The sequence below is a fragment of the Nostoc sp. genome, from assembly GCF_036917775.1.
Lineage (GTDB): Bacteria > Cyanobacteriota > Cyanobacteriia > Cyanobacteriales > Nostocaceae > Nostoc.
This window is the reverse complement of record NZ_JBALEQ010000055.1, coordinates 59,961-85,155: the sequence shown is the minus strand read 5'-3', so window position 1 is coordinate 85,155 and position 25,195 is coordinate 59,961. Positions and strand designations below refer to the sequence as shown.

General features: G+C 43.1%; 24 protein-coding genes. 9 read left to right on the top strand and 15 right to left on the bottom strand.

The window, feature by feature from the left end; all coding sequences use genetic code 11:
- Window positions 1-86: 86 nt before the first annotated feature.
- The 7 genes from V7K69_RS09095 to psaK form a co-directional block, all read right to left on the bottom strand.
- Window positions 87-689 (bottom strand): cell division protein SepF, encoded by a 603-nt coding sequence (locus V7K69_RS09095; protein ID WP_335033439.1) that lies wholly within the window; start codon window positions 687-689, stop codon window positions 87-89.
- 478 nt (window positions 690-1,167) lie between these two features.
- Window positions 1,168-1,836 (bottom strand): YggS family pyridoxal phosphate-dependent enzyme, encoded by a 669-nt coding sequence (locus V7K69_RS09090; protein ID WP_335033437.1) that lies wholly within the window; start codon window positions 1,834-1,836, stop codon window positions 1,168-1,170.
- Window positions 1,833-2,111, bottom strand: coding sequence for a transcriptional coactivator PipX (gene pipX / locus V7K69_RS09085; protein WP_012408389.1), 279 nt, complete (start codon window positions 2,109-2,111; stop codon window positions 1,833-1,835). The genes V7K69_RS09090 and pipX overlap by 4 nt, the downstream gene beginning before the upstream one ends.
- A gap of 818 nt (window positions 2,112-2,929) precedes the next feature.
- Complete coding sequence (locus V7K69_RS09080) at window positions 2,930-3,850, bottom strand: energy-coupling factor transporter transmembrane component T family protein (protein WP_335033435.1); 921 nt, start codon at window positions 3,848-3,850, stop codon at window positions 2,930-2,932.
- 198 nt (window positions 3,851-4,048) lie between these two features.
- Entirely contained in the window at window positions 4,049-5,419 is a 1,371-nt protein-coding gene (gene der / locus V7K69_RS09075) for a ribosome biogenesis GTPase Der (RefSeq protein ID WP_190961547.1), read from the bottom strand.
- Between the two features lie 248 nt (window positions 5,420-5,667).
- Window positions 5,668-6,864, bottom strand: a complete 1,197-nt coding sequence (locus tag V7K69_RS09070) for a site-2 protease family protein (RefSeq protein WP_335033432.1) — start codon at window positions 6,862-6,864, stop codon at window positions 5,668-5,670.
- Window positions 6,865-7,165: 301 nt separating this feature from the next.
- Window positions 7,166-7,420, bottom strand: coding sequence for a photosystem I reaction center subunit PsaK (gene psaK, locus V7K69_RS09065; protein ID WP_179071331.1), 255 nt, complete (start codon window positions 7,418-7,420; stop codon window positions 7,166-7,168).
- Window positions 7,421-7,543: 123 nt separating this feature from the next.
- Between psaK and V7K69_RS09060 the strand changes: the two genes are divergently transcribed.
- Window positions 7,544-8,194 carry a phosphoribosylanthranilate isomerase gene (locus V7K69_RS09060; RefSeq protein WP_335033429.1) on the top strand — a complete coding sequence of 217 codons (651 nt, stop codon included), beginning with the start codon at window positions 7,544-7,546 and terminating at the stop codon, window positions 8,192-8,194.
- A 98-nt stretch (window positions 8,195-8,292) separates the two neighbouring features.
- Here the strand turns inward: V7K69_RS09060 and folE are convergent, their stop codons facing one another.
- From folE to V7K69_RS09035, 5 genes are all read right to left on the bottom strand, one after another.
- Window positions 8,293-9,000 carry a GTP cyclohydrolase I FolE gene (gene folE / locus V7K69_RS09055; protein WP_335033427.1) on the bottom strand — a complete coding sequence of 236 codons (708 nt, stop codon included), beginning with the start codon at window positions 8,998-9,000 and terminating at the stop codon, window positions 8,293-8,295.
- A gap of 99 nt (window positions 9,001-9,099) precedes the next feature.
- Window positions 9,100-9,825, bottom strand: coding sequence for an SDR family oxidoreductase (locus tag V7K69_RS09050; protein ID WP_193945164.1), 726 nt, complete (start codon window positions 9,823-9,825; stop codon window positions 9,100-9,102).
- A 516-nt stretch (window positions 9,826-10,341) separates the two neighbouring features.
- The gene (locus V7K69_RS09045) at window positions 10,342-11,322 is read right to left on the bottom strand and encodes an acetyl-CoA carboxylase carboxyltransferase subunit alpha (protein ID WP_114080903.1); all 981 of its coding nucleotides are present in this window, start codon (window positions 11,320-11,322) and stop codon (window positions 10,342-10,344) included.
- 141 nt (window positions 11,323-11,463) lie between these two features.
- Window positions 11,464-12,483, bottom strand: a complete 1,020-nt coding sequence (locus tag V7K69_RS09040; RefSeq protein WP_114080902.1) for a long-chain acyl-[acyl-carrier-protein] reductase — start codon at window positions 12,481-12,483, stop codon at window positions 11,464-11,466.
- 139 nt (window positions 12,484-12,622) lie between these two features.
- On the bottom strand, window positions 12,623-13,321 hold the full coding sequence (locus V7K69_RS09035) for an aldehyde oxygenase (deformylating) (protein ID WP_335033424.1): 699 nt from the start codon (window positions 13,319-13,321) through the stop codon (window positions 12,623-12,625).
- Window positions 13,322-13,500: 179 nt separating this feature from the next.
- Here V7K69_RS09035 and V7K69_RS09030 point away from each other — a divergent pair, with 179 nt between their 5' ends.
- The 3 genes from V7K69_RS09030 to V7K69_RS09020 all read left to right on the top strand — a co-directional run bounded on the left by V7K69_RS09030 (window position 13,501) and on the right by V7K69_RS09020 (window position 17,505).
- Window positions 13,501-14,328: a carbohydrate ABC transporter permease gene (locus tag V7K69_RS09030; protein WP_335033422.1), complete on the top strand. Its 828-nt coding sequence runs from the start codon at window positions 13,501-13,503 to the stop codon at window positions 14,326-14,328.
- Between the two features lie 149 nt (window positions 14,329-14,477).
- Entirely contained in the window at window positions 14,478-14,777 is a 300-nt protein-coding gene (locus tag V7K69_RS09025) for a hypothetical protein (RefSeq protein ID WP_335033420.1), read from the top strand.
- A 283-nt stretch (window positions 14,778-15,060) separates the two neighbouring features.
- Complete coding sequence (locus tag V7K69_RS09020) at window positions 15,061-17,505, top strand: two-partner secretion domain-containing protein (protein ID WP_335033418.1); 2,445 nt, start codon at window positions 15,061-15,063, stop codon at window positions 17,503-17,505.
- Between the two features lie 78 nt (window positions 17,506-17,583).
- Here the strand turns inward: V7K69_RS09020 and V7K69_RS09015 are convergent, their stop codons facing one another.
- Window positions 17,584-17,721 (bottom strand): hypothetical protein, encoded by a 138-nt coding sequence (locus tag V7K69_RS09015; protein WP_335033416.1) that lies wholly within the window; start codon window positions 17,719-17,721, stop codon window positions 17,584-17,586.
- 248 nt (window positions 17,722-17,969) lie between these two features.
- Here V7K69_RS09015 and V7K69_RS09010 point away from each other — a divergent pair, with 248 nt between their 5' ends.
- The 4 genes from V7K69_RS09010 (at window position 17,970) to V7K69_RS08995 (ending at window position 21,935) form a co-directional block, all read left to right on the top strand.
- Entirely contained in the window at window positions 17,970-18,281 is a 312-nt protein-coding gene (locus tag V7K69_RS09010) for a hypothetical protein (protein WP_114080897.1), read from the top strand.
- Between the two features lie 710 nt (window positions 18,282-18,991).
- Window positions 18,992-21,349: a two-partner secretion domain-containing protein gene (locus V7K69_RS09005; RefSeq protein WP_335033413.1), complete on the top strand. Its 2,358-nt coding sequence runs from the start codon at window positions 18,992-18,994 to the stop codon at window positions 21,347-21,349.
- A gap of 90 nt (window positions 21,350-21,439) precedes the next feature.
- On the top strand, window positions 21,440-21,727 hold the full coding sequence (locus V7K69_RS09000) for a BrnT family toxin (RefSeq protein WP_335033411.1): 288 nt from the start codon (window positions 21,440-21,442) through the stop codon (window positions 21,725-21,727).
- On the top strand, window positions 21,705-21,935 hold the full coding sequence (locus V7K69_RS08995) for a hypothetical protein (protein ID WP_335033409.1): 231 nt from the start codon (window positions 21,705-21,707) through the stop codon (window positions 21,933-21,935). The genes V7K69_RS09000 and V7K69_RS08995 overlap by 23 nt, the downstream gene beginning before the upstream one ends.
- Before the next feature lie 100 nt (window positions 21,936-22,035).
- On the opposite strand, the gene V7K69_RS08990 is transcribed toward V7K69_RS08995, so the two are convergent.
- Window positions 22,036-23,067, bottom strand: coding sequence for a hypothetical protein (locus V7K69_RS08990; RefSeq protein WP_335033407.1), 1,032 nt, complete (start codon window positions 23,065-23,067; stop codon window positions 22,036-22,038).
- Window positions 23,068-23,228: 161 nt separating this feature from the next.
- Between V7K69_RS08990 and moaA the strand changes: the two genes are divergently transcribed.
- The gene (gene moaA, locus V7K69_RS08985) at window positions 23,229-24,215 is read left to right on the top strand and encodes a GTP 3',8-cyclase MoaA (protein ID WP_335033405.1); all 987 of its coding nucleotides are present in this window, start codon (window positions 23,229-23,231) and stop codon (window positions 24,213-24,215) included.
- A 59-nt stretch (window positions 24,216-24,274) separates the two neighbouring features.
- On the opposite strand, the gene rpsD is transcribed toward moaA, so the two are convergent.
- Window positions 24,275-24,883, bottom strand: coding sequence for a 30S ribosomal protein S4 (gene rpsD, locus V7K69_RS08980; RefSeq protein WP_012408407.1), 609 nt, complete (start codon window positions 24,881-24,883; stop codon window positions 24,275-24,277).
- Window positions 24,884-25,195: the final 312 nt, after the last annotated feature.

The window sequence follows — 25,195 nt, the reverse complement described above, 5'->3', positions numbered from 1 at the left end:
TTAGTCATTAGTCACTAGTCGTTTGTCATTTGTCACTATGATTAAAACCTAGGACAAATGACAAAGGACTAACTACTAATTTAACTTTATTGTGCCATCCGGTTAGTTTCGTTACCCCAAGCCTGATTTGGAGTACCTGTAGGACGAGAGGGACGGGCTGGTGGTTGTGGTACTTCATGAAGAACGCCACCTTGGGTACTAACTTGGACACAGCTTGGCGTAAACAAGAAGATGCTCTCACCGATGCGCTCTTGATGTCCATCTAGTGCGTAAGTACCACCTGCAACAAAATCTACTGCTCGTTGAGCTTGGTCTGGGTCCATGATTGTCAGATTTAATACCACTGACTTCCGTTCTCGCAACGCTTGAATTGCCTGGGGCATTTCTTCAAAGGTGCGTGGTTCGAGGACTAAAACTTCCGAAATTCCGTTAATTGCTCCTGGCATACCAATCACATTCCCCATTGGCTTTGAACCTGCTGCGATATCATCTCCCATTGTAGGCACTGGTTCCCGCCAGCGTCGATTCTGAGCGGTTGCGCTCTCTTGTGGGGCTGGGGGTTGGGGATTTTCTTGCTGATACAGATTTTGGTAATTATTATCTGTTTCTGGTTCTTCTTCGTAATATTCGTATTCCACTTGCTCATTTAGACCTACAAAGTCTCTGAGTTTGGAAAAAATGTTGTTCATTGTCTGTTTACTCTCCTGGTGCGAATAGCCTATATTGACTTGGCTTAGGATTTATTGAGATCAGAGCGATGCCTACGGTAGTAAACTACGCTACATAAGTGGATACTTCAGCAAGTATATTGCTATTTGTAGCCCATACTACGGGTTTTGGCGATGAACCGACACTTATTGGAAAGGTCTGTGCATCGCCTAAACATAATAATGAGTCAAGATTATATCCTAAGGTTTATCCGAAGGAAAGTTCTTTATACCCCATTTTCCCTTGGCGATTGCTCTTGTCAATACTATATCCTTTGTTTCTAATTGCACCAGTCTCTTACAAAATTCTTGTCATCAAATCCTGATCTCTATTAATACTGACCTGGAAAGCTGATGTTCGAGGGCTTAAGAGCGATCGCCAAACAATATTTTCCTAATCACACCCTCATTGCTCCTGCTTGTACTTGATACTCAACCGGAACAGGGATGTGTAATATGCTTAAGAGCGATCGCCAAACAATATTGTTCCTAATCGTACCATCGTTGCGCCTGCTTGCACTGCTAGTTCGTAGTCGCCTGACATACCCATAGATAGTTGCTGCATTTTAATGTGCGACCAGTTTTGCTCCTGGATTTTCTTTGCTAGCTCACGATTGAGATTAAACACATTCAAAATTTCCGGATCATTTAATCCTGAAGGTGGAATTGTCATCAAACCTTGAATTTGTAAATTTTTGTATTGATCGAGTATGGGTAAATCAGCCAAAAGTTCTGGCACACTCCAACCAGACTTGTTGGGATCGGGGAGAATTTTGACTTGCAGGCAAACCTGGGGACTCACTCCTAGCTGTTGGGCTAGTTGATCTAAGCGCTGTGCCAGCTTCAAATTGTCCACGGAGTGAATCCAAGAAAATTGTTCGATGGCTTTTTTGGCTTTATTGCTTTGCAAATGTCCAATAAAGTGCCAGGTAATATCCGGTAAGTCTTGCAACTCGGCTTGTTTGCTGGCGGCTTCTTGGATGCGACTCTCTGCAAAATCACGAATCCCTGCGGAGTATGCAGATCGAATGGCCTGGGCAGAAACTTGTTTGCTAACAGCAATCAATTTGACTGAAGTTGGTAGACAGGAACGAATGGAAGCAATACGTTCGGAAATCGAACTGTTCATTGGAAGGTGCGTTGGAAAACACTTTGAAGTTGATCGTACTCCTGAGAATGTCCACTGCGCCGCAGAGTACGTAAGCGATTTTCCAACATCATTCTGGCCTCAGTTCGTCCTATTGGCTGGAATTTGACACCTTTAACGTCATTTGCGACCAAAAAAAACAGGCGCTGGGCATAAAGTGTGGTGAACAAATCCTGGGTCTCATCAACCATACAGATTTTGTAGAGTAAACCCCAAGTTGGATGGTTTATGTAAGTTTCTGCGTTTTCTGGATTCATTTAAGAGTCAAGGTGTAGTCAAGGTGGGAGTATATATATCTTTTCGCAGTGAATTACAAACATTCAGACGATAATACCAACATTCGTCAGAATATTTGCTTAAAATGCAAAACTGCGGTTACGAAGACCTTGATCTAGTTTCTAATTGGCAGATGAAGCTAGTGGTAGTGAAGCGAAATGGTACAACAGAAGCCGCAAAGCGTCGATTCAGAGAGTAGAGGCTGGTTGAGAAACATCACCATCTGCTTTGGTGACTTCAATTTACCAATCTGTCGGAACAAGGTACAAGATAGTCCTGCTCCTCTGGTTAAAAGTTCGACGTAGCAAGGGAAAACACTCTTTGAAGCTCCCAACGGCAACAGCGAACTTTTCAACTTCTTTCCATACTGCCACAACTATTGCTAAATGGCACAAAATAGCTAACTTAAGTGGGGATTGGGAATTGGGGAATGGGGAATGGGGAATGGGGACTAGAAAAAAACTATTCCCTATTCAGCATTGTCAATTGTGCCTAGGCTTTGTGCAGAGATTCATACCATTGTTTATTCAGGATCGCTTCGCTGTCTGCAAGACTTCCCGCAGCCACTTGCACACTGGGTAGCTAGCCAAAAACTTGTAGTACGCAATCTAAAACAGGAAAACAATCTGATTCAAACTAAAAAACTACGTAAAATGGTATGGGATCAATTTTCTGGTGGATAACTGTTCAGTTTCCCATACCACATTGTAGTCTAGACAACCTAATCAAGCGCCTGTGAAGGGGAGATGGGAAAGCGCGAAAAGAAAATACTACCTTTTAGCATTTTCTCAGTACAAAATTAGACCTGAGTTCCTATAGCTAGCCGTATTCCCCAGAATACAATTAAAGTTGCAATAGCCAGCCAGTCACGCCCTTTGAATCGTAAGTCGTGCCACTGCACTCGATGCTCGTTGGGACTGGTAAAACCCCGCACCATCATTGCATTCGCCATTTGATCGGCTCGTAAGAGCAGATTTTCTAACAATCTCTCTGCGACTGTCATCCAAACTTTGAAGCCTCCTTTCAATCCCAGCTTTTTCCAATTAATTGCCCTTGTCATCACAGAGCGAAATAAGTTTTGCACTTCTTCTAAAACTAGAGGAATAAAGCGCAAGGACAAGGTTAAAGTTAAAGCAATTTCTGTGACAGGCAATTTGAAGCGTCGTAGGGGTTGCATTAAGCTTTCTATGCCAGATGTGATTTCTTCTGGTGCGGTTGTTAGCAGATAGAGGTTGGTGCTGTAAATTACGGTAAATATAATTGTACTCAGCCGTACTGCCAAATCCAAAGAGCGGCGAGTTACTTTGACTGGGCCTTTCTGCAATAGCACATAGTTGTATTTTTTGTTATTACTTGCTTGCTCTGGAACAATCTTCTTGGATAATGCTTGCTGGGTTAATATTTGTTCATTAGCTGGCAGGCGTGGCTGATAATCTACACCCATTCCATCAGGACTGATGGCTCCGATCGCTAAGACAAAAAACGATAGCATTAATAGCCACCCCATTTGTTGCTGCCATACTCGCCGGGGAATCCTAGCAATCAAGGTGGCAATAATCAACAGTACTACCAGCAGCACCCGCCAAAAGTTGTTAGCCAAAACATAGCTTGTTAAAAAGCTCATCAACCAGGCGAACTTGACTCGCGGATCGATTTTATGCAGCCAAGTTTGGGGTTGTTCTAAATAAAGTCCAAGTGGCAGCGATCGCAATAAATCCATTTTAGAGTTAAGAGTTAAAAGTAAGGAGTTAGGAGTAAGGAGTTAGGAGTTTTGAATGTAACTCATAACTTTCACCTTGTGTCGCTATCAAACTCTAATCCATAGGGTTCTATAGTTAGCAAGCAATTCTGACTTTAACTCATAACTCTTGTACAGACGCGATGAATCGCGTCTCTCTTGTACGATTCATCGCGTCTCCTAACTTAATTTGACGCGAGTTGCTCTATTAACGTTACCAATTTCGGCATCACGGACTTTTTTACTGCGCCACAGTAAAATAATTGGCGTGCCTTTAAATCCTAGCTGTTGCCGGAATTGACGTTCAATGTATCGGCGGTAGTTGTCATTGAAGCGTTTGGAATCATTAACAAATAGTGCGATCGTTGGCGGCTGGCTACTTACTTGTGTACCATAATAAATCTTGCCCTGACGACCACCACGGGATGCTGGCGGTGAATGCCAGCTAACGGCATCTGTCAAGACTTCGTTAATAACTGATGTGCTGACACGCCGTTTGTGTGATTCAGCCGCCGTTTTCACCAACTCTAGAATTTTTTCTACCCGTTGCCCTGACAAAGCACTCACAAAAATTGTTTCTGCCCATTCGGTAAAATGTAACCGTGATTGCAGAGTTTTTTCGTAGTCGTAGATTGTGTAAGAGTCTTTTTCGACAGCATCCCACTTATTAACGACGATGATGCAAGCTCGACCTTCTTCGATAATCCGCCCAGCTAATTTTTGGTCTTGCTCTGTGACTCCATCTACAGCATCTAGTACTAATAAAACCACGTCAGCGCGACGAATCGCTTTGAAAGCACGGTTAATACTAAAGAATTCTGTACCGTATTCGATGTGTTTCTTTTTGCGAATGCCGGCGGTGTCAATTAAGCGGTAGGTTTGTCCGTCTCGTTCAATGACGGTATCAATAGCATCGCGGGTTGTGCCGGAAATTGGGCTGACAATTGCCCTTTCTTCACCGACAAAAGAATTGAGTAAGCTCGATTTGCCCACATTTGGGCGGCCCACAATTGCTACTTTGATTTCATTAGTTTCTGGGATATCTTCAACAGCAGGTATGTGATTAACTAACTCGTCGAGTAACTCTCCTGTGCCACTACCATGAATCGCGGAGATGGGGTAGGGTTCACCCAAACCCAATTCCCAAAACTCGGCAGCTTGCATTAAGCCTTGGTCTGGAGATTCACATTTATTTACAGTTAGTAGCACAGGTACGCGTTGTTGACGCATCCATTCGGCGATTTCTTGGTCTGCCGATGTGGGGCCTGTTTGGCCATCTACGACAAAAATTGCGGCACAGGCTTCTGCCAGGGCTGTCATTGCTTGCTGGCGAATCAGTGGTAGAAATTCGGTATCATCATTAAAGACTAATCCACCAGTGTCTACGACTAAAAATTCGCGACCATTCCAGAAAGCTGGCATGTAAGTGCGATCGCGTGTCACTCCCGGTTCATCATGGACAATCGCCGTTTGTTCCCCGGCGAGTCGATTAACCAGGGTGGATTTGCCCACATTTGGGCGTCCGATAATTGCAACAATTGGCAGTGCCATAAAACCAGGGTAAGTGAGAGACGTAGTATATCATGTACTTACATTTTACTCACTTTAAGTTTTAATTTAGTTTTCCCATAATCTGAAGCGATGGGAGAGGTTTTTCTAATTCAAGTTAGTTGAAAAAATAAAAAAGGTAGGAAATCCTACCTCTTACCCAAAAAAAGCATTTTGTAACCAAATACCAAATTCAATATCACACAAGCTTTTGACAAATCTATTGCAAAACTATGACGAGGATATGACGTTTAATTTGCAATTGACTTCGCTATTAGTCCCAGTTGTAACCCAGGCGGATAGCTACCTTCTTCTTTTATCCGCTTGATTTCTGCGTCTGTGAGCCGTAAATTTAACTTTTGGGCCAATGTTCGCACAATATCTCCCCGGTCAATTACACCAGCTACAGCACCAGCAGGAGAAAGTACGGTAATTCGAGGTAACTGCTCATTTTCCAGCTTGTTAATTACCTCAGCTATGGTTGTCGCTTCAGTAACAGTGGGTATTTCTGTTAGGGGATGCACTATGCTGTGTAAGGTTTGGGTTTCCCATTCACTCCTTTGGGTTAAACGAAAATCGTCAATGGAAACCAAACCCCGGTAACGTCCATCAGAAGCAGCAAAATAAACCTGTGAAGGAGCGGTTTCCAACAAATATAAATCGGCAAAGGAGCGCAGTGTCTGGTCAGCATCGATAACCCGAAAGTCACGAGTCATCGCATCAGCCGCCACCACTTTAAGTAGGCTTTCCTGCAACGTAGTCATGTTGTCATAAGTGTTAGCGTTGCGGACAGCAAACCAACCTAACAGCGCAATCCACAAACCAAGTGCTAACTCCCTTGTCAAGAAATCTACAACAAATCCTAAAGCGATCGCACCATAACCCAAAATTTGCCCAGCCCTAGCAGCCCAGTGTACGGCTTGAAAACGATTACCTGTTATTTGCCATAGTGCTGCTTTTAACACTTGCCCTCCATCTAGAGGTAAACCAGGAATCATGTTAAATAGTGCCACCACCAAGTTAATTCTCGCCAAATCTCCAACCATGACACTGAGTGGACTAGTATCAGGGATTACAATAACTCCTAGACTGAGCAGGAAAAATAGTATGATACTCACCAATGGTCCAGCGATCGCTACTTGAAAGGCTTTGAAAGGAGTTTTAGATTCTTCTTCAATCGCAGCAATCCCGCCAAACAGAAACAGAGTAATTGAATTAACTTTAATACCTTGCGATCGGGCTACCAAGCTGTGACCCAACTCATGTAGCAACACCGAACCAAATAGCAGTAGTGCCATAATTATTCCAGCACTCCAAGCTATAGCAGTCCCCCATTCCTGGTAAGCTACCCCAAAGTTAAGGGTTGCTAACCCTAAAATCACAAACCATAATGGGTCTAAAAACAGGGGAATTCCAAATAAAGACCCAATTTTCCAATTTGTTTGCATTACATTGTCCTAAAACTAGATATCGCCAGTAGTTCCTATACTGCAATATTTGCGTATATACTTATACGTGTATTTCTGAGCATCAATTCGGTAGTGCCGAGTTCCGAAATGCTCTTATTTCTAGAATAGACAATTAATGCCTGTGAGCAAAACTCTGAAATTGGGAATTGGGAAGTGGAAATTGTTTATTTCCTCTTTTACTATTTTACTGCCCTTCTTGAGCGTGGGAAATGGAAAAAACCAAATTAACTAATTTTGTGTTTATCGCGGCGTTATAGGTAACGCCGCGATAAATACAAAGTTATAGACGACCGATGTTAGTCAGTCCTAAAACGATACCAATGCCAACAATATGACCAAAAGCCATCGCACCAACAAATGTTGGAATACTAATCGGCAGGATGGGGAACTTGGGGCCAACTAAGGGTTTTTCGATCCTAGTACTTAGTAAAACCATTACTAAGCTACTGATGCTGATGATGATGCCTACTGTAGGATTCCACGCAGGTGTGGCGGGAACAGTTGCAGCTGCTGCTAGTAAAATAGAGGAAATCAAGCTTTTGTCTCCTAAACAGAAAGTTAATCGTAGACCTCAAGATTATAAAATTACAAGGCCCAAAAGTTTTTGAGATAGTTTAGACTTTTCAAATGATTATTCTAAATATTTTGTTATATTTTCATGCGCGTTAAAATTTGCGGCATCACTCAACCACAGCAGTCTATAGCGATCGCTTCTCTGGGCGCAACAGCACTAGGATTTATTTGTGTACCAAACTCACCTCGCTACGTGACTACATCCCAAATTCAGGCAGCCGTGGCAGAACTCCCAGCAGATATTGACACAATTGGAGTTTTTGCTAATGCTAGTATCCCTGAAATCAGCCAGATAGTTGTTGATTCTGAGTTGACGGGGGTTCAGTTACACGGGGATGAATTACCAGATTTTTGCTACCAATTACGTCAAGCTTTACCAAATGTCGAAATTATTAAAGCACTTAGAATTCGTAGTCTTGAGCATCTGGGCACGACCGCTGATTACACAAAATACGTAGATACTTTACTACTGGATGCCTATCATCCCGAACAACTTGGTGGTACAGGTAAAACCTTAGATTGGAAAATATTAGAGCAATTTAACCCCAATTGCCCTTGGTTTTTAGCTGGGGGATTAACAGCAGATAATATTGTGGAAGCTTTAAGTCAGGTTAATCCCAATGGCGTTGATTTATCTAGTGGTGTGGAACGCGCACCTGGAGATAAGGATTTAGATAAAGTAACCAAGTTGTTTGAGAAATTAGGGAATAGGGAGCAGGGGAAGCAGGGGAAGTAGGGGAGACAAGGGGGACAAGAGGTGAGAACTTGAAACAAGTCTTTCCCCTTGTCCCTAATTCTCCTTGTCCCCTTGTCCTCTTCCCCATTCCCCATTCCCTAAAAGAATGCTGGTTGATGGCGAATCAAGTTAAAAAATTCTTCGCGGGTTTTATGCTCTTCTTGGAACACGCCAACCATTGCGCTAGTGACAGTCCAAGAACCTGGTTTTTGTACGCCTCGCATCACCATACACATGTGGCTAGCTTCCATCACAACGGCTACGCCTCGAGGTTCTAGAATGGTCTGAATTGCTTCGGCAATTTGGCGGGTTAACCTCTCCTGGACTTGCAAGCGACGGGAATACATCTCAACAATGCGGGCCAGTTTGCTCAGTCCTACAACTTTTTGGTTGGGGATATAAGCAACGTGCGCTCTACCCATAAATGGCAGCATGTGGTGTTCGCACAGACTAAAAAAATTAATATCTCGGACTAGTACCATCTCGTTATGCCCTTCATCAAAGATGGCATCGTTAACAAGTTCTTCAAGGGATTGGTTGTAGCCACTGGTAAGAAACTGCATTGCCTCGGCCACTCGCTTTGGTGTTTTGAGGAGTCCTTCGCGTTCAGGATCTTCGCCAACGCCCAATATTATTTTCCGCACTGCATCCTTCATTTCCTCTATATGTTCCTCTTTTGGCGGGAACACATCAGCTTGTCGCCCATTATTCGTATTGCGATCAGGTCTAGGAGTTATGGCTTCTGCCAAGTCGGGAATCAGAGGCGATTGAGAGTAATTGGAACCGTTGGAACTAGCGATAGTCATGATTCAGTCTTGGTTATGTTTTGAAAGTTGGTCATTAGTCATTAGTACATTGGTCATTTGCAAAGGACTAATGACAAAGGACTAATGACAAAAGATAAATTAAAGTGCGCCAGCACTGGGCATCAGGGTCAATTCGTCAATAACTGCCTGTTGTGGTAACAGAACTGTGTGGAGAATTGACTGAGCCACTATTTCCGGGGTTAACATCTTAGAACGGTCTAAGTTAACATGGACTGTTTCTGTGTCCCAAAGTTCGGTATTAACTGCACCAGGAGAGATAGCTGTGACACGAATGCCGTGGGTACGTTCTTCTTGTGCCAGGGTTTGAGAGAGGGCAATCAAACCAGCTTTGCTGACGCTGTATGCTCCCCAACCGGGAAACGGTTGCTTGGCGGCAATTGAAGCGACGTTGATAATTGTGCCTGTGCCCCGATCGCGCATTGAAGGTAAAATTCCTAAAATGCACTGAAACACGCTGGTAAGATTCAAGTCAATTACCTGCTGCCATCCTTCTAGGGGAGTTTCGCTCAAAGTGGCTGTATAGGCAAGGCCCGCACTGTTTACCAGAATGTCTATATCACCAAAGTCAAGGGCGATCGCTTGGATTTTTTCTTTTACTTCAAAGATCCGCGCTAAATCTACAGCGTAAGCTTTTGCTTCTACCCCAGTATGCTGTACAGCTTCTGCCACCGCCTCTAACTTATTCAAAGAACGGCTGACTAAGGCGACATCTATTCCGGCTTTGGCAAAGGCTAAAGCCGTTGCTTTCCCAATTCCACTACTGGCCCCAGTAATCAGGGCGCGTCGTTTTTGCTCAACATTCATGATGTCTCCCAATTTTTTGGCAGTTCCCACCTAGTACCACCCAATTATTCACATTTATCGGTTTAGATAGATTAAAGGAATCTAAAAATCTGATGATTTCCATTAAGCAACTGCTATGATGCAGTGCAATAGTGGGTATATTGTGGGTTTTATCAGTGAAGACAACAAATCGCCGCCTGGAAAACCACGCCGTACACTCAAATTAGATTACTCAATAATACAAAAGCTACTCTGACTTTTCACGGTATGTGGAAAAGGTCATTTTGATGCTTTCCCAAGCCCTGATTTCTCCGTTAGCTATTTTCATTAACTCTGAGTTATTGAGAATTAGCCTGTCGAAAAAGCCACGCTTTTTGGGGGCTTGAGGACTTCCCGTGAAAAGTCAGAAAAGCTACTCAATCAAATTGAGTAGATTTGCTGAAAATGCAAATGCCTATGGCCAGATTGTTAAAAATCTTTAAGCACATAGGCAATTATAGCATTGCTGCTTTACTAATCCATCATTAGGCAGTGGTTTTAGTGGGCAACTTCTGTAAAGACACCAATTTTACGGAATTTTTCATAACGTAGTTGGCGGCGTTCTGGAGCGGTTAAATGGTTAAGTTCGTCCAAATTTTCTAGCAGCACTTGCTTGAGGGTGGTAGCAGCTTTTAAAGGATCGGAATGAGCGCCACCAGTGGGTTCAGGCAGTATTTGGTCGATAATTCCCAATCTTTTGAGGTCGTGGGAAATAATTTTCAGCGCCACGGCAGCTTGGGGAGCTTTACCAGCATCTTTCCACAAAATGGCGGCGCAGGCTTCGGGGGTGGCGACGGTATAAACGGAGTGTTCAAACATGAGCAGGCGATCGCCTACACCAATACCAAGTGCGCCACCAGAACCACCTTCACCAATAACTGTGCAGATAATTGGCACATCTAAGCAAAACATTTCCCGCAAGTTGTAAGCGATCGCTTCTCCTTGACCTTGGTGTTCTGCTTCCACCCCAGACCAAGCCCCTGGTGTGTCGATAAAAGTTAGTATGGGCATACTAAACTTGTTAGCGTGTTCCATCAACCGCATAGCTTTGCGGTAGCCGCCAGGATAAGGCATTCCAAAGTTACGGGCAATATTGTCTTTGGTGTCACGACCTTTTTGATGGCCCAACATCACCACAGGTTGGCCACTCAGACGACCGACACCACCAACTAAAGCTGGATCGTCACCACCACAGCGATCGCCATGCAATTCCATCCATTCATCGCTAATAGCCTGAATGTAATCGAGAGTACTGGGGCGACGCGGATGACGAGCGACTTGTAATCGCTGGGAAGGCGATAGACTAGTAAAAATTTCCTCACGTAGTTGCATGGCGCGTGCTTCTAGTTGACGAATTTGACCAGAAACATCAACGCCATTTTCTTCTGCAAGTTGCCGAATTTGATCGATTCGGGTTGCAAGTTCTGCTAGGGGCTTTTCAAAATCTAACAGTAGCGGTTTACGCTCGGTAGTTGCCATCGTAGGGTTTATCAATTACGAGTTATAAGTTATCTATCCTTTGCCTTTTGTCCTTTGTCCTTTGTCCTTTGTCCTTTGTCCTTTGTCCTTTGCAAATAACAAATGACTAATGACCAAGGACAAATGACTAATGACCAATGACTAAACCAACAACGGTCTAAATCCATGTTTTACTGACACCCGGCCAATCTGCTCCATTTTATCTACGGTAATCTGATTCCGTCCCCACGAAAAGTTCGTGTATAACTTCTCAAATTCCAGCAGCATTGATTCGGCAAAACAGGCAAACAACTGACGGGCTGGCACGTCCATATTGACTATTTTCATAATTTTCCAGTCAATATCCAGGGAATGCTCTACAATCCCACCATTTAACACGTGTACGCCAGGATATTGAATTTTTGTGGCTAAGTTTTTAGGATAGCCGCCATCAATCAACAAACAGGGTTGTTTCAAAGTGGTAGGGTCAATTTCCACGCCTCTGGGCATACTAGCAACCCAAACTACAACATCGGCTTGGGGTAGCGCTTCTGTCAAACCCATGATTTTCCCCCGTCCCAGTTCGCCTTGCAACTCTTTGAGACGTTCTTGATCGCGGGCGATTAGCAGGAGTTCTTGGACATCTGTTCTCGCATCTAGCCAGCGTGTAACGGCACTACCAATATCACCAGTTGCTCCACATACCGCAACAGTCGCGTTTGATAGATTAATTCCCAGTTGTTTGGATGCTTCTTCCACCTGCTTACAAATAATGTAGGCAGTATGCGTGTTTCCTGTGGTGAAGCGTTCAAACTCTAGTTTGATATTGCGGACTTGGCTAAACTGCTCTAACTTAAAGTTTTCAAAAATAATCGAGGAAAATCCGCCTAATGCTGTGATGTTAATGCCGTGCTTCTGTGCATGGGCCATAGCGTTGAGGATTTTCCGTGTTGCGGCTTTGATGCGGCGACTAGCTAGCATTTCCGGCAAAAAGCAAGATTCTACATACCGTCCTTCAATTTGTTGCCCAGTAACACTGGTGACAATAATAGTATCGACAATTTGCGGCGGGGCGCTGCACCAAAAGTCTAGCCCTTGATCGGCATATTCTGGGTATCCCAATTCTTGGGCTACCGCTTGAGCGTGTTCTAAACTAGTCAGATGTCCAATTAGACCAAACATGTAGTGATTATTAGGCTTATGCTATCTTGAGCGCGGGGGAATTTAGGAGAGTTAGGAGTTAGGAGTTAAGAGTTGTGAGTTAGGAGTTCTGAGTTCTGAATAACTACTCAGCACTCAGCACTCGTTACTCAGCACTTTTTTAAGCACCTATGAGTCCGTAGGCTGACAAGCGCATAATATCGCGAGTCGTAAAACCAATGTTACTCAATGCTTCACCATACTGAATCATGAAATCTTCTACCAAAGCATCTTTTTCCATTGCCATTGTGTGGGCATCGCCTTCTACTTGGTTGAGCATTTTCCAGACGATGGGTAGGTTCTGGCGATTTGCAAGTTCAAGTTCAGCTTTGGATTCTGCAAAGTTTTCTTTCAACCAAACTTCTCCAAAATTGAGGTGGCTGTATTCTTCTTTAACTACTCCTTCGGTAATTTTGCGGGCAAAATCGTCGGCAACGGGGATGTAAATGTTATATGCTGCGATCGCAAAACATTCGATAATTAAAGCCTGAATCAACAGACAAGTAACTACTTTTCCTTCTGCGGCGGCTGTTTGAAAATTTTGGTGTAGCCCGGAGAAAAACTTTTTGGCAAATTCCAAATCTGGTGTAACAGCCAAATTGCGCCCACAAGCTTCAAATCCTTTCTTATGGCGGCTTTCCATCTTCGATAGGCGAATCAATTCATCATGAGATTCTGGCAGCAGTTGGGCTAGTGTGATGTAATTTTCATGGGCTTCTTGTTCCCCTTCAATCACGATCGCATTAATCCGGCTATAAGCATCTTTGTATGTTTCGCTCTTGAAATCTAATTCTTTAGATTGGTCTGTAAGCTGCTGCATGGTTATGTTTACTCCTGTAAACCTGATTTATTTGACACCAGGATTCAATTTACCCTATGAACTGAGGGTAACAATCACTGTGGTTTAATTTAACTTAACAAGTAACTATGTTTATAGATTAATGGTTGCTGGGGGCAATGCTCTAGTACTAGCGAAATAAATGCTTTGCGGCTTAAGTTATGTTTAAACAAAACCCGAACCTGAAATCTGGCGATTTTTTGAGCCTAGTAGTCTTACTGCTAGGAGCATTTATCGTTCTACTACCGCTATTTGTGGTTTTTCTCACCTCCTTTGCACCGACAGCCGCCAGCCCAGAAAATTTGTCCAAAAATTACTGGTCTTTAGCTAATTACCGCGTTGCATGGCAACAGGGAAAATTTTTGCTGGCGTTTGCTAATTCTACCTTGGTAGCGATCGCTGTGACGGCGTTTCAAATTGTCACTTCTGCTTTGGCTGGTTACGCCTTAGCACGCCTGAAGTTTCGGGGACGGCAAGCACTGCTACTGGTTGTTTTAGCAACTTTGGTGATTCCATTTCAGTTATTGGTGATTCCCATCTTTTTGGTTTTGAAGTGGGGACACCTGATAAATACATACTGGGCGCTCATCTTACCTACTGCTGTCAATGGGTTTGGGATTTTCTTATTACGTCAGTATTTCCAGACAATTCCTGTGGAATTAGAAGAAGCCGCAGCCATAGATGGGGCAACCAGATTACAAATATTGTGGCGGGTAATGTTACCTTTAGCTCGTCCAGCATTGGTGACGCTCTTTTTGTTCACCTTCATCGGCGAATGGAATGATTTGTTTAAACCTCTGGTATTTACAACCCGTCCCGAATTAAGAACAGTGCAACTGGCGTTGGCTGAATTTCAAGAACAATTTACGAATAATTGGCCTTTGATGATGGCGGCGGTGACAATAGCGACAGTTCCAGTGATGGTATTATTTTTCATCGGTCAGCGTCAGTTTATTCAAGGTATTGCTGCAACGGGAATTAAGAATTAGCAAAGGAAGCTGTCTGAATTTGAAATTTTGGTGAAATGTGAGATAAGTAAATTCAGCAGTAAAATATTAATTTTTGTAATGCTATGCGTAATTGTTCCGGGCCAAACTGAAGCAGAATTATACACATTCTGTAGGAAATGGAAACAATCATGAATCCTGAAACATTACAACAATTACAAGCCGAGATTGAACAAAAACTGCTTGAAAGTGTTAATAACGCTGGTTTATACAGTGTGCTTGAAAAGTACGGTGTATTAGATGATAGAGCTTTAATCGTTCAATGGCAGTGTAATCTTGACCCAAATAAAATCAAATCTGGTGATGCAGCTAACAACCAGCAAATAAATGGATTGTTGTCAGCAAATCCAAAACAAGAAATTGTGCTGATGGAAAAATCATGGTGTATTCCTTGCCCTTCAACTGGCAGTCCTCTAGGTTGTAACTGCTAAATAATTTAGTTTTTAGACTGTAAAAAGTTTATTCTAGTGAGTATAAAAATACTGAACTTTGCATTTACTAGTTAGGGTACAGAGATAATTTCAAGTATCACCATAAGTTAGCGAGCAAGGACAAATAAAATTATCTTACGCAATATTAAGATTAATTAGATTGGCTCGTAGTAAGGGGTGAATCCCTTATTGCAAACCTTTAATTGTTCACACTGACTTAACTTATTTAACTAGCAAAGAACAGTATTTTAATATACTCTTATTTTTTGGGTGCAAGTTTGTCATGTCTCGATACCGAAGTAGTTGGTACTGGGAGTTATGGATAGTGAGTACATTAGCAATTACTGGAGTACTCACTTTCTTTGAGAGTTTTGTCTTAGCCCAAATACAAAAAGATGGCACACTTGAATCTGAAAGTTCAATCATTACACCAAAACTAATTGATGGTCAGCTTATAGACCAGATTGATGGTGGGGCAGTTCGTGGTACAAACTTATTCCACAGCTTTGAACAATTTTCTGTCTCTGCGGAAAGGACAGCCTACTTTAACAATGCAATAGATATTCAGAACATTATCAGTCGGGTGACGGGTAATTCGATTTCTAAGATAGATGGCATTCTGAAAGCTAACGGCACGGCGAACCTGTTTCTGATTAACCCTAACGGCATTATTTTTGGGCCCAATGCTTCTTTAAACATTGGCGGTTCATTTGTAGCAAGTACGGCAAGTAGCTTGAACTTTGCTGATGGTACAAAATTTAGTGCTACATCTCCTCAAACTACACCCCTACTGACATTAAGTGTTCCCATTGGCTTACAATTTGGAGCAACTCCGGCTCCCATCCGCAATCAATCTCAAGCAAGTCCAGATGGCGCAGTTAATGTTTTAGGACAAGGCGTTGGTTTACAGGTGCAGCGAGGCAAAACCTTGGCACTTATAGGCGGTGATATCACGCTAGAGGGTGGAAATATAACTGCAAGGGCAGGAAGGGTTGAGTTAGGAAGTGTTGCTGGCAATAGTCTGGTCAGTTTAAGCCCAACGAACCAAGGTTGGGTTTTGGGATACGAAGGTGTTCAAAATTTCCAGAATATCGAAATAATTCAGTTAAATAAAATTCCATCGATTATAGATACTCATGGAAATGGTAGCGGCAATATCCACCTGCAAGGGCGACTTGTGCGAGTAGCTGGCAGTTTCCTAATTCTAGTTAATCCCTTGAGAGCGCAATCAGGAGGGAATTTGACAGTAAACGCTTCAGATTCTGTAGTAATTGAAAAAGATTCACAACTGTTTACTCAGAGTTTCTCCAACGCAAACTCTGGAAACATAGATGTCAATACTAAGAAGTTAGTGGTCAGAAGTGGAGCGCAATTGCAGGGGCAATTGACCATAAACGCTTCAGATTCCGTGGAACTAATTGGTGGCACTACCATCCCTGTCTTCCGAGATGGTAGTGATTTAATATCCAGCGGATTATTTAGTGCAACTTACGGCGATAAAAATGCTGGCAACATCACAATTAATACTGGAAAATTGCGTATCGAAGGAGGAGCAAGAATATCAACAAGTTCTGAGGGCATATACAGGTTTATTCCTAACCAACTTACACCAGCTAGAGGAAATGCAGGAAACTTGACGGTGAACGCTTCCGAGTCGGTAGAATTAATTGGAACTTCACCAAATGGTTCTAAGCTCAGTAGCTTGTTTTCTGGGACTCAAGGGCCTGGAGATGGTGGAAACTTGACCCTAACTACAGGGCAATTGATTATCAAGGATGGGGCTGCAATAACTGTGAGCAGCCAAGCTCGAAAAAATGTAATCTATATCGGAGATCCAAGTAATCTTGGAAAAGCAGGCTATTTAAATATAACCGCTCGCTCCATACTTCTCGACAACAAAGGAAAACTCATATCTAATAGTGAGTCAGGTAAAGGTGGGAATATTACCCTACAGGTGCAGAACTTATTATTGATGCGCCGCGAAAGTCAAATCGCCACTAATGCAGGTACAACAAAACTGGGTGGAGATGGCGGTAATATCATCATCAATGCACCTAATGGTTTCATCGTCGCTACTCCCTTGGGAAATAACGATATCACCGCCAATGCCTTCTCTGACTCTGGTGGTAAAATCACAATCACCGCTAAGAACATTTTTGGATTTGTGCCCCGCACTCGTGCAGATGTAGAAAAACTCGATCGCGAAGAAATCAATCCGAATAACGTCCGAACAAGTGACATCACGGCGTTTTCTCAGCAAAACCCTTCATTAAATGGCACGGTACGAATCAACTCACCAGATGTTGACCCCAGTCAAGGATTAGTGGAATTGCCTGTAAATTTGGTTGATGCTTCCCAGCAAATTGTTGCTGGTTGTAATTCTGGTGGAAAAATAGCCAGAAGTTCGTTTATTACAACTGGGCGTGGAGGAATAGCGCCCAATCCCACGGAGCCATTGATAGCTGATGATGCGGTGCTAGCAGATTGGATCACACTCTCTCCAGAGAGTCAGAATCGTGCTGAGGGTATCCAGAAGAGAGTGGTTGTTCACAAGCAGAGAAACACAGAAGAATCACAGAAGGTTAATTCTGTCAATGAACCTACTCAAATTGTGGAAGCTCAAGGATGGGTAGTAGATGCTAATGGGAACGTGGTTTTGGTTGCTCAAGTACCCACTGCGTCGCCTCATAATTCTTCACTCATTGCTACATCTTGCGCTGGTAATTAGAATTTGAGATTCTCGTAAATTTTGTTGGTGCGTTGGCGTAGCCCGTCGTAGACATCGCTCTTTCTACTCAATGTAGGGTCAAGGTGCGATCGCTTTTTCGCAATGACCGCACCTGCTACTTAATTCAGATGTGGGTGCGTTGGCGTAGCTCATCCATTCACGTAGGATCTCGTAGAGAAGGTATGGCTTCTTTGTCAGGTTGGTAGCCAGATTCATGAAGGCTTTAAGGAAATCCAACAGAAATATATGAAGTTTTGTTACACAATGCGTAATTATAACTAGCCAAGCTGAAGTCATAATTATGGGAGTTCGCCAAAGCTTTAGAAACCTAATACTTTCGTGCCACTCTAGACTCTGTATCCTTAATTTCTTCGTCGCTAAACTGTACTAATCGAAGTCAGGTTAAATTAGTACATCACAAGATAAGTCCACACATTTACCAGTCTGCAAGGAGAGCAAAATTTATGGAATCTCAAGTTTCACAGCAAGCAGTCATTGAGTCTGAAACTTTAGAGCGGTTAGAAGAAAAAATTCAGCAGGAAATTATAGAAATGTTGAAAAACTCTAATTTCCGCACGCTACTCGAAGAAAACGGTATATCAAAAGATAGAGTCCTGAAAATTAAGCTTGAGTGCAATATCGAACTAGCTCCAATTCCATCTACTGATGCTGTTGAGAACAAGCAACCCCAGGGATTTTTGCCAAAGGATTTAGGCCCTGTTGTCATGAAATTGCAATGCTGTGAGGACTGGCGAGGATATTGCGTTAAATGCTAGAAAACCGTAGCGGTATTGTTAACTTAACACCTAATCTCGATTAATTGAGAATAAAGGTAAGGGACTTCCAAATAAAAAATATCTAACTACTTGTTGTAGGGTGTGCCTCTCGCCCGCCCGTAACTATAGGCGGATAAGACTTCGGCGTGAGCGCTCAGTCCTTCGACAAGGCTCAGGAACTATCGAAGGCTGTCCACCCCACAAGATTGGATAATTTGTTTCTTTGTAATTCCTAATAGCGCTGCTCTAAAAAACTAATTGTTTTTTTAGTAATGTTATAAGACTTCCTTCTTATGCATAATAAGGAAACATTTCAATGCTAGAAAACTGTAGCGGTATATCAACTTAATATCTGTCATTGTAGCTTATTTAGAATAAAAGTAATAGCATTACTATGAGAAACCAAATCAATTTTTAGTAATGTCACAGAATTGTATTTTTATTCTCAATCAGCAAGCTTATTAATAGTTAAGTTAGCAATATTGCTTTTAGCTAAGTAAAATAAAAACTTTTTGTAGAGGCATAACATTGTTGTGCCTTTAATTTTATTAGTTTTAATGAGGAGTCTTATCAGATTTATACAATAGAAAAACGTATATTAACGATTTAAATATTGTAGTCTATTGAGATAGATATAGTTTACTGAATAGAGGTACAGCGTTACTATTATTTAGCAATTGATAGTTTTTTAAAGGAGTTTGTTATTCGTTATGAGTATTCTGTGTGGATGGTTTCAAGGATTAGGAATTGTAATAGGTGGCGCAATAGCTTTCTCTGCCAATTGTGCTTTTGCCCAAATCACCCAGGATAGCACTCTACCTAACAATTCTCAAGTTACAACACAGGGCAATATCACAATTATTGAAGGTGGAACCCAACTAGAAAGTAACTTGTTCCACAGTTTTAAGGAGTTTTCTGTACTCAATGGGACTACGGCTGAGTTTAAAAATACTGAGGGTATTCAGAACATTATTAGTCGGGTAACGGGTAAGTCTATCTCTAATATTGATGGCATCCTTAAAGCTAACGGTACAGCTAACCTGTTTTTGATTAATCCCAACGGGATTATTTTTGGTACTCATGCTTCTTTAAACATCGGTGGTTCATTTATTGCAAGTACAGCGAGTAGTCTAAACTTTGCCGATGGTACAAAGTTTAGTGCTACAAATCCCCAAACCACACCCCTACTAACAGTAAGTGTTCCCATTGGCTTACAATTCGGAGCCACTGCGGCTCCCATTCGCAATCAATCCCAAGCTAGTCCAGGTGGCGCAGTCAATAGTTTGGGTGAACCTGTTGGGTTACAGGTGCAGCCAGGCAAAACCTTGGCACTTGTAGGAGGTGATGTTGTGTTAGAGGGCGGAAATTTAACAGCAGCATCGGGACGAGTTGAGCTAGGAAGTGTCGCTGGCAATAGCCTGGTCAATCTGAAGTCAACTGTTCAAGGTTGGATATTGGGATATGAAGGTGTCCAAAATTTTCAGAACATTCAACTAATCCAGCGAACTATTGACGGTTCTGGAATTCCATCTCAAGTAGATGTTACTGGCGTAGGTGGTGGCAATATTCAGTTGCAGGGCAAAAGTGTGGAACTAATTGGTCTTTTTGTGATCTTGAGAAATCGGAATAATGGCGTTGGGGATGGTGGAGAATTAACGATTAACACCAGGAAATTAATTGTTCGAGATGGCGCACAAGTATCTACTTCTACTAGAGGCAAGGGTGCAGGGGGAAATTTGACCATTAATGCCTCCGAGTCCGTAGAGTTGATTGGTAGCTTTACGACACCAGATAATTTTACTTTTCCTAGTATACTTTCTAGCATAACTACATCTGATGGAAAAGCGGGTGACCTTACAATCAACACTGGGAAATTGCTTATCCAAGGTGGGGCAGAGGTATCAACACAGTCTAGTGGAGCATATCGAACTCCAGTAGAATTTATACCAGCCATAGGTTCAGGAGGAAATTTGACTGTCAACGCCTCAGAGTCTATAGAACTAATTGGAACCACACCAGATGGCTTGCCCGGCGGCTTGTTCGCTGGGACTTTAGGCTCTGGAGAGGCTGGAAAAATTACAATCGTCACAGGACAATTGATTATTTCGGATGGGGCTGCAATAACTGTGAGCAGTGAACTTCCAAAGCTTCAACCGAATACAATCTACAAAGGAGATGTAAATAATTTAGGATCAGCAGGTGAACTCAATATAACTGCTCGCTCCATACTGTTGGACAACCAAGGAAAACTCACATCTAATAGTAAGTTAGGTCGAGGTGGGGATATTTCGCTAAAGGTGCGAGATTTGTTACTAATGCGCCGCAACAGTCAAATATCCACTAATGCCGGGGGTGATAAAACTGGCGGTAATATTACCATCAAAGCACCGGATGGCTTCCTCGTTGCCACTCCCTTTGGAAATAACGATATCACTGCCAACGCTTTCTCTGGCTCAGGTGGTAAAATCACAATCACCGCTAAAAACATCTTTGGGTTTGTGCCACGCACCCGTGCAGACGTAGAAAGGCTTGATCCAACAGGCTCAATCAACCCGAATAACCTCCGAACAAGTGATATCACCGCATTTTCTCAGCAAAACCCTTCATTGAATGGCACTGTAAAAATCAACTCACCAGATGCTGACCCCAGCAAAGGATTAGTGGAATTGCCCGTAAATCTGGTTGATGCTTCTGAGCAAATTGCTGCTGGTTGTAATTCTGGTGCAAAAGTAGGAAGGAGTTCATTTATTGCTACTGGACGTGGAGGACTAGTAGCCGATCCCACGCAGCCATTGATAGCTGATGATGCGGTGCTGGCAGATTGGATCACACTACAGCCAGAGAGTAAAAATAGTGCTGCTGGTATTCAGAAAAGAGCGGTTCTTCAGGCGCAGCAAAACATAGAAGAAAAATCACAGAAAGTTAATGCTGTCAATGAACCTACCCAAATTGTAGAAGCCCAAGGATGGGTAATGGATGCCGATGGTAATGTGGTTCTGGTTGCTCAAGTACCCACTGCGTCGCCCCATAATTCGGCACTCACCGCTACATCTTGCGCTGCTCGTTAGAGTTTGAGATATGGCGAGATTCTCTTTACGAATCAGCTCTTAGAAAAAATTAAGTTTTGTTTTGTAAGTAGAGTAGCCTCATATCAGGGCATGAATTTAGAATTCGAGTGGGATAACCAAAAAGCTAGTTTGAATCTCAACAAGCACCGCATCAGCTTTGAAGCGGCTAAGACAGTGTTCAACGACTCTCTAGCTTACATATTCAACGATGAATGGCACTCTGTTGGTGAACGACGGGAAATCATCATCGGACGCAATCAAGACAATCGCTTGTTATTGGTCTGTTTTATAGAAAGAGCAAACGTTATCCATATCATTAGCGCCCGTCTAGCAACCAAGAAAGAACTAAGAGATTATGAAGAATTCACAGGCTTCTGAATTCCACAACAACGCAGACGATGATTTGCTTCCAGAGTATAACTTTGACTATCGCAAAGCCTTGCCCAACCGTTTCTCCAGTCAGCAAGAAAAAACTCCTTTGACAGTTATCCTAGATGCTGATGTCGCTGAGATATTCAAAACATCAGAAGCTGTTAACAACGCTCTCCGTGCCTTACTCTCAGCGATTCCAAAGACTGAAAGATAAACTGCGTAGGCGTAGCCCGCACTTCGTCGGCTCCTTTCGACTTCGCTCAAGCAAGGCAAGTCGCTCTGTGACCACCGTAGGCATCGCTATTGTCTATTTTCTAACTCGTCTCCTGAATTTGCAAACGAACAGTGTGTTCAGTTGCACCACTAAGTTGCAATTCCATAATTTCACCACCCAGAGGTTCCAAGCAAGTGAGGAGCGATCGCAGGTTGGGTGTACTTGCGCCAGTATCTACATATAATCTATCTGCCAAATTGCCGATTCGTTTCCACGTCATGTAGAGTTTAGCGATCGTTTGTTCAATCTGCGATGCTTGATTGACCAAATCAGCAGCTATGCTCAAACAGCCGACTCTTTGCGCTTCTTCTAAAGCTGTTTCAATATCAACATTTTCCTGCGTCAGCGCTTGGACTTGAGCCGCCCCTTTGAGATATTTGGCCAAGTTACGCGCTTCGCTAGTTACCTGTTTCAGGGTATCCACATCAGGATTGGCAGCAATTTCTTTCTGGATAAACTTTTGGTGCGATTCCGGCAGTTTTTCCATTTCCTTCACCAGTGGGGCGATGTAGCGCGGCGGAAGGGTGTTATCTGCGGCTTTTTCTCTGACAGATTCAGGTAGTAAATCTGAGGACATCGCTGTCCATTCATCGCTGAGTTGACGGACTTCGCGCCTAGTGATGCGATCGCCTTTTTGGGCGGCTTCACTGACCATCTGTTGCACTTCTGGCGATGCTTTGGAGGTTTCAACAAATGCCCGTTTACTGAAGTTATTTACAGAACCGGGGTCGAGTTTACCGTCTTCGATGAGAGTATCGGCACTATTGGCCAGTTGAATCCAGGAGTATGCTTGACTTTTGCTGATTTCCCGCTCTTTTAGCCATCGCAGAAAGCCAGTACCGCGCCCATCACCACCAACTTTTTCTCTGTCGCGGATCGCCCGTAAAATTCGCCCCCGCCAGATTTCAGTCTGCAAATCAAAGCGATCGCATACCTGCCAAGCTATTTCTAGCTGCTGTTGAAAATCAGACTCTAGAATCTGTTCATCTTCTGGATCGGGCAGTTCAAAGCTGATATCGGCTGGCTGTAGTAGAGCAGCAGCAAGGTCGTTGATGGAGTCGGTGTCTTGCACGATTGATGATAACTAGTGGATGCGATCGGCTTATTATGCCATAATCTGCGGACTCTCACTTAAGGGGGAGTACGGTATTTTGAATTACAACCCATATAGTAGAAAGGGGTAAACCACCTCACTTAAGTCTTTAATCAATCAGAGAGAATAAAAATAAAACGATGAACCAGGTAGACTACCTCCGCATTAGTTTAATAGATCGCTGTAATTTTCGTTGTCAATACTGTATGCCAGAGGGAGTAGAACTGGACTATATTCTCAAGCAACAGTTGTTAACTGATGAGGAGTTGCTCACCTTAATTAAAGAGGTATTTATTCCAGTAGGCTTTAATCAGTTTCGTTTGACAGGGGGTGAACCCTTATTGCGTCCAGGTGTGGTGGATTTGGTCAGTGCGATCGCAACTTTACCTCAAACTCAAGACCTCTCTATGACCACCAACGGGTTTTTGCTGGCTCCGATGGCACAAAACCTCTACAATGCTGGTTTGCGACGAATTAATATCAGTCTAGACTCTCTCGACCCCGACACTTTTGACCAAATTATCGGTAATCAGGGGCGTTCTCGTTGGAAAGAAGTTTGGCAGGGCATTCAAGCTGCCCACCACGTCGGATTCGACCCACTGAAGCTGAATGTGGTAGTGATTCCTGGCGTTAATGACCACGAAATTCTAGATTTAGCTGCCCTGACAATTGATAAACAGTGGCACGTTCGATTTATTGAGTTCATGCCTATTGGGAATGTGGATTTGTTTGGCGATCGCGGTTGGGTATCTTCAGCCGATTTGCGAGGACGTATTCGCGATCGCTGGGGCTTGACAGAATCTCAAGTTCGTGGTGCTGGACCTGCCGATGTTTTTCAAATTCCTGGTGCGAAGGGGACACTAGGATTTATTAGTCAGATGTCAGAATGTTTTTGCGATCGTTGTAACCGGATGCGCCTGAGTGCTGATGGCTGGCTGCGTCCGTGTTTATTGAATGAAACTGGTCAAATAGATTTAAAAACTGCTCTGCGTTCTGGCACTAGTACCGCTCAATTACAAGAGCAGGTGAGGCATTTGCTTGGAATGAAGCCAGAAATTAACTTTAAAGGGCGCGATTCTGGGATTGTCGGTACATATACCCGAACCATGTCACAAATTGGCGGATAGTAATTGGTCATTTGTCCCTTGCAAATAACTAAGGACAAATGACTAAAGACAAATGACTATTACGCTTGTCGTGAGTAGTATTCCACCACAAGTAGTTCATTAACTTGTAGTGCCACCCATTCGCGCTCAATAACACTGTTGACTTTACCAACCAACTTATTTTTGTCAAACTCCAAATGACTGGGGAGGTTTGCCAAACCGGGATATTGCAAGTTAGCTTCCACTAACTTCCGTGATTGTGCCCGATCCCTGACTGCAATTACTTCACCAGGACGGCATTGGTAGCTGGCAATATTTACCACACGACCATTAACAGTTACGTGACCGTGATTTACCAGTTGACGAGCGGCTGGGATAGTCGGGGCTATACCCAAGCGGAAAACGGTATTATCCAAGCGCATTTCTAACAATTGCAGCAGCACTTGTCCGGTAGAACCAGTAACACGTCTGGCTTTCCGCACATAGCGGAGCAATTGTTTTTCAGTCAAACCGTAGTTGAAGCGGAGCTTTTGCTTTTCTTCTAGACGGATGGCATACTCAGAGCGTTTCTTACGGTTCTGACCATGCTGACCAGGTGGGTAAGCGCGTCTGGCGCTTTTACGAGTCAATCCTGGTAGGTCGCCTAAGCGACGGACAATTCTGAGGCGTGGCCCTCTATATCGGGACATGAGTTTCCTTAATCTAATCCTGTTTAAACTTTACCCAAACATTCTATGTTGACATACCACTGATTAAAAATCAGGGGATTCTTGGTTTTTGAAGCTGCTTGCCTTGGTATGACGTATCCTACCAGAGTAGAGGCTTCAACTTTTGTGCCAGTTGCTTTAAGTCGGTACCGACGTACTAGCTTCCAAGCTTGAATTCCGACCTGTCACGCCGTACTTCTGCCAATAAGTTTTTTGTTTTTATTTAGTTTCGTAGGCTACTCAATCATCAGATTGGTGTACGCAGTATTCTTACTCTGAAATACTTTTTACGTT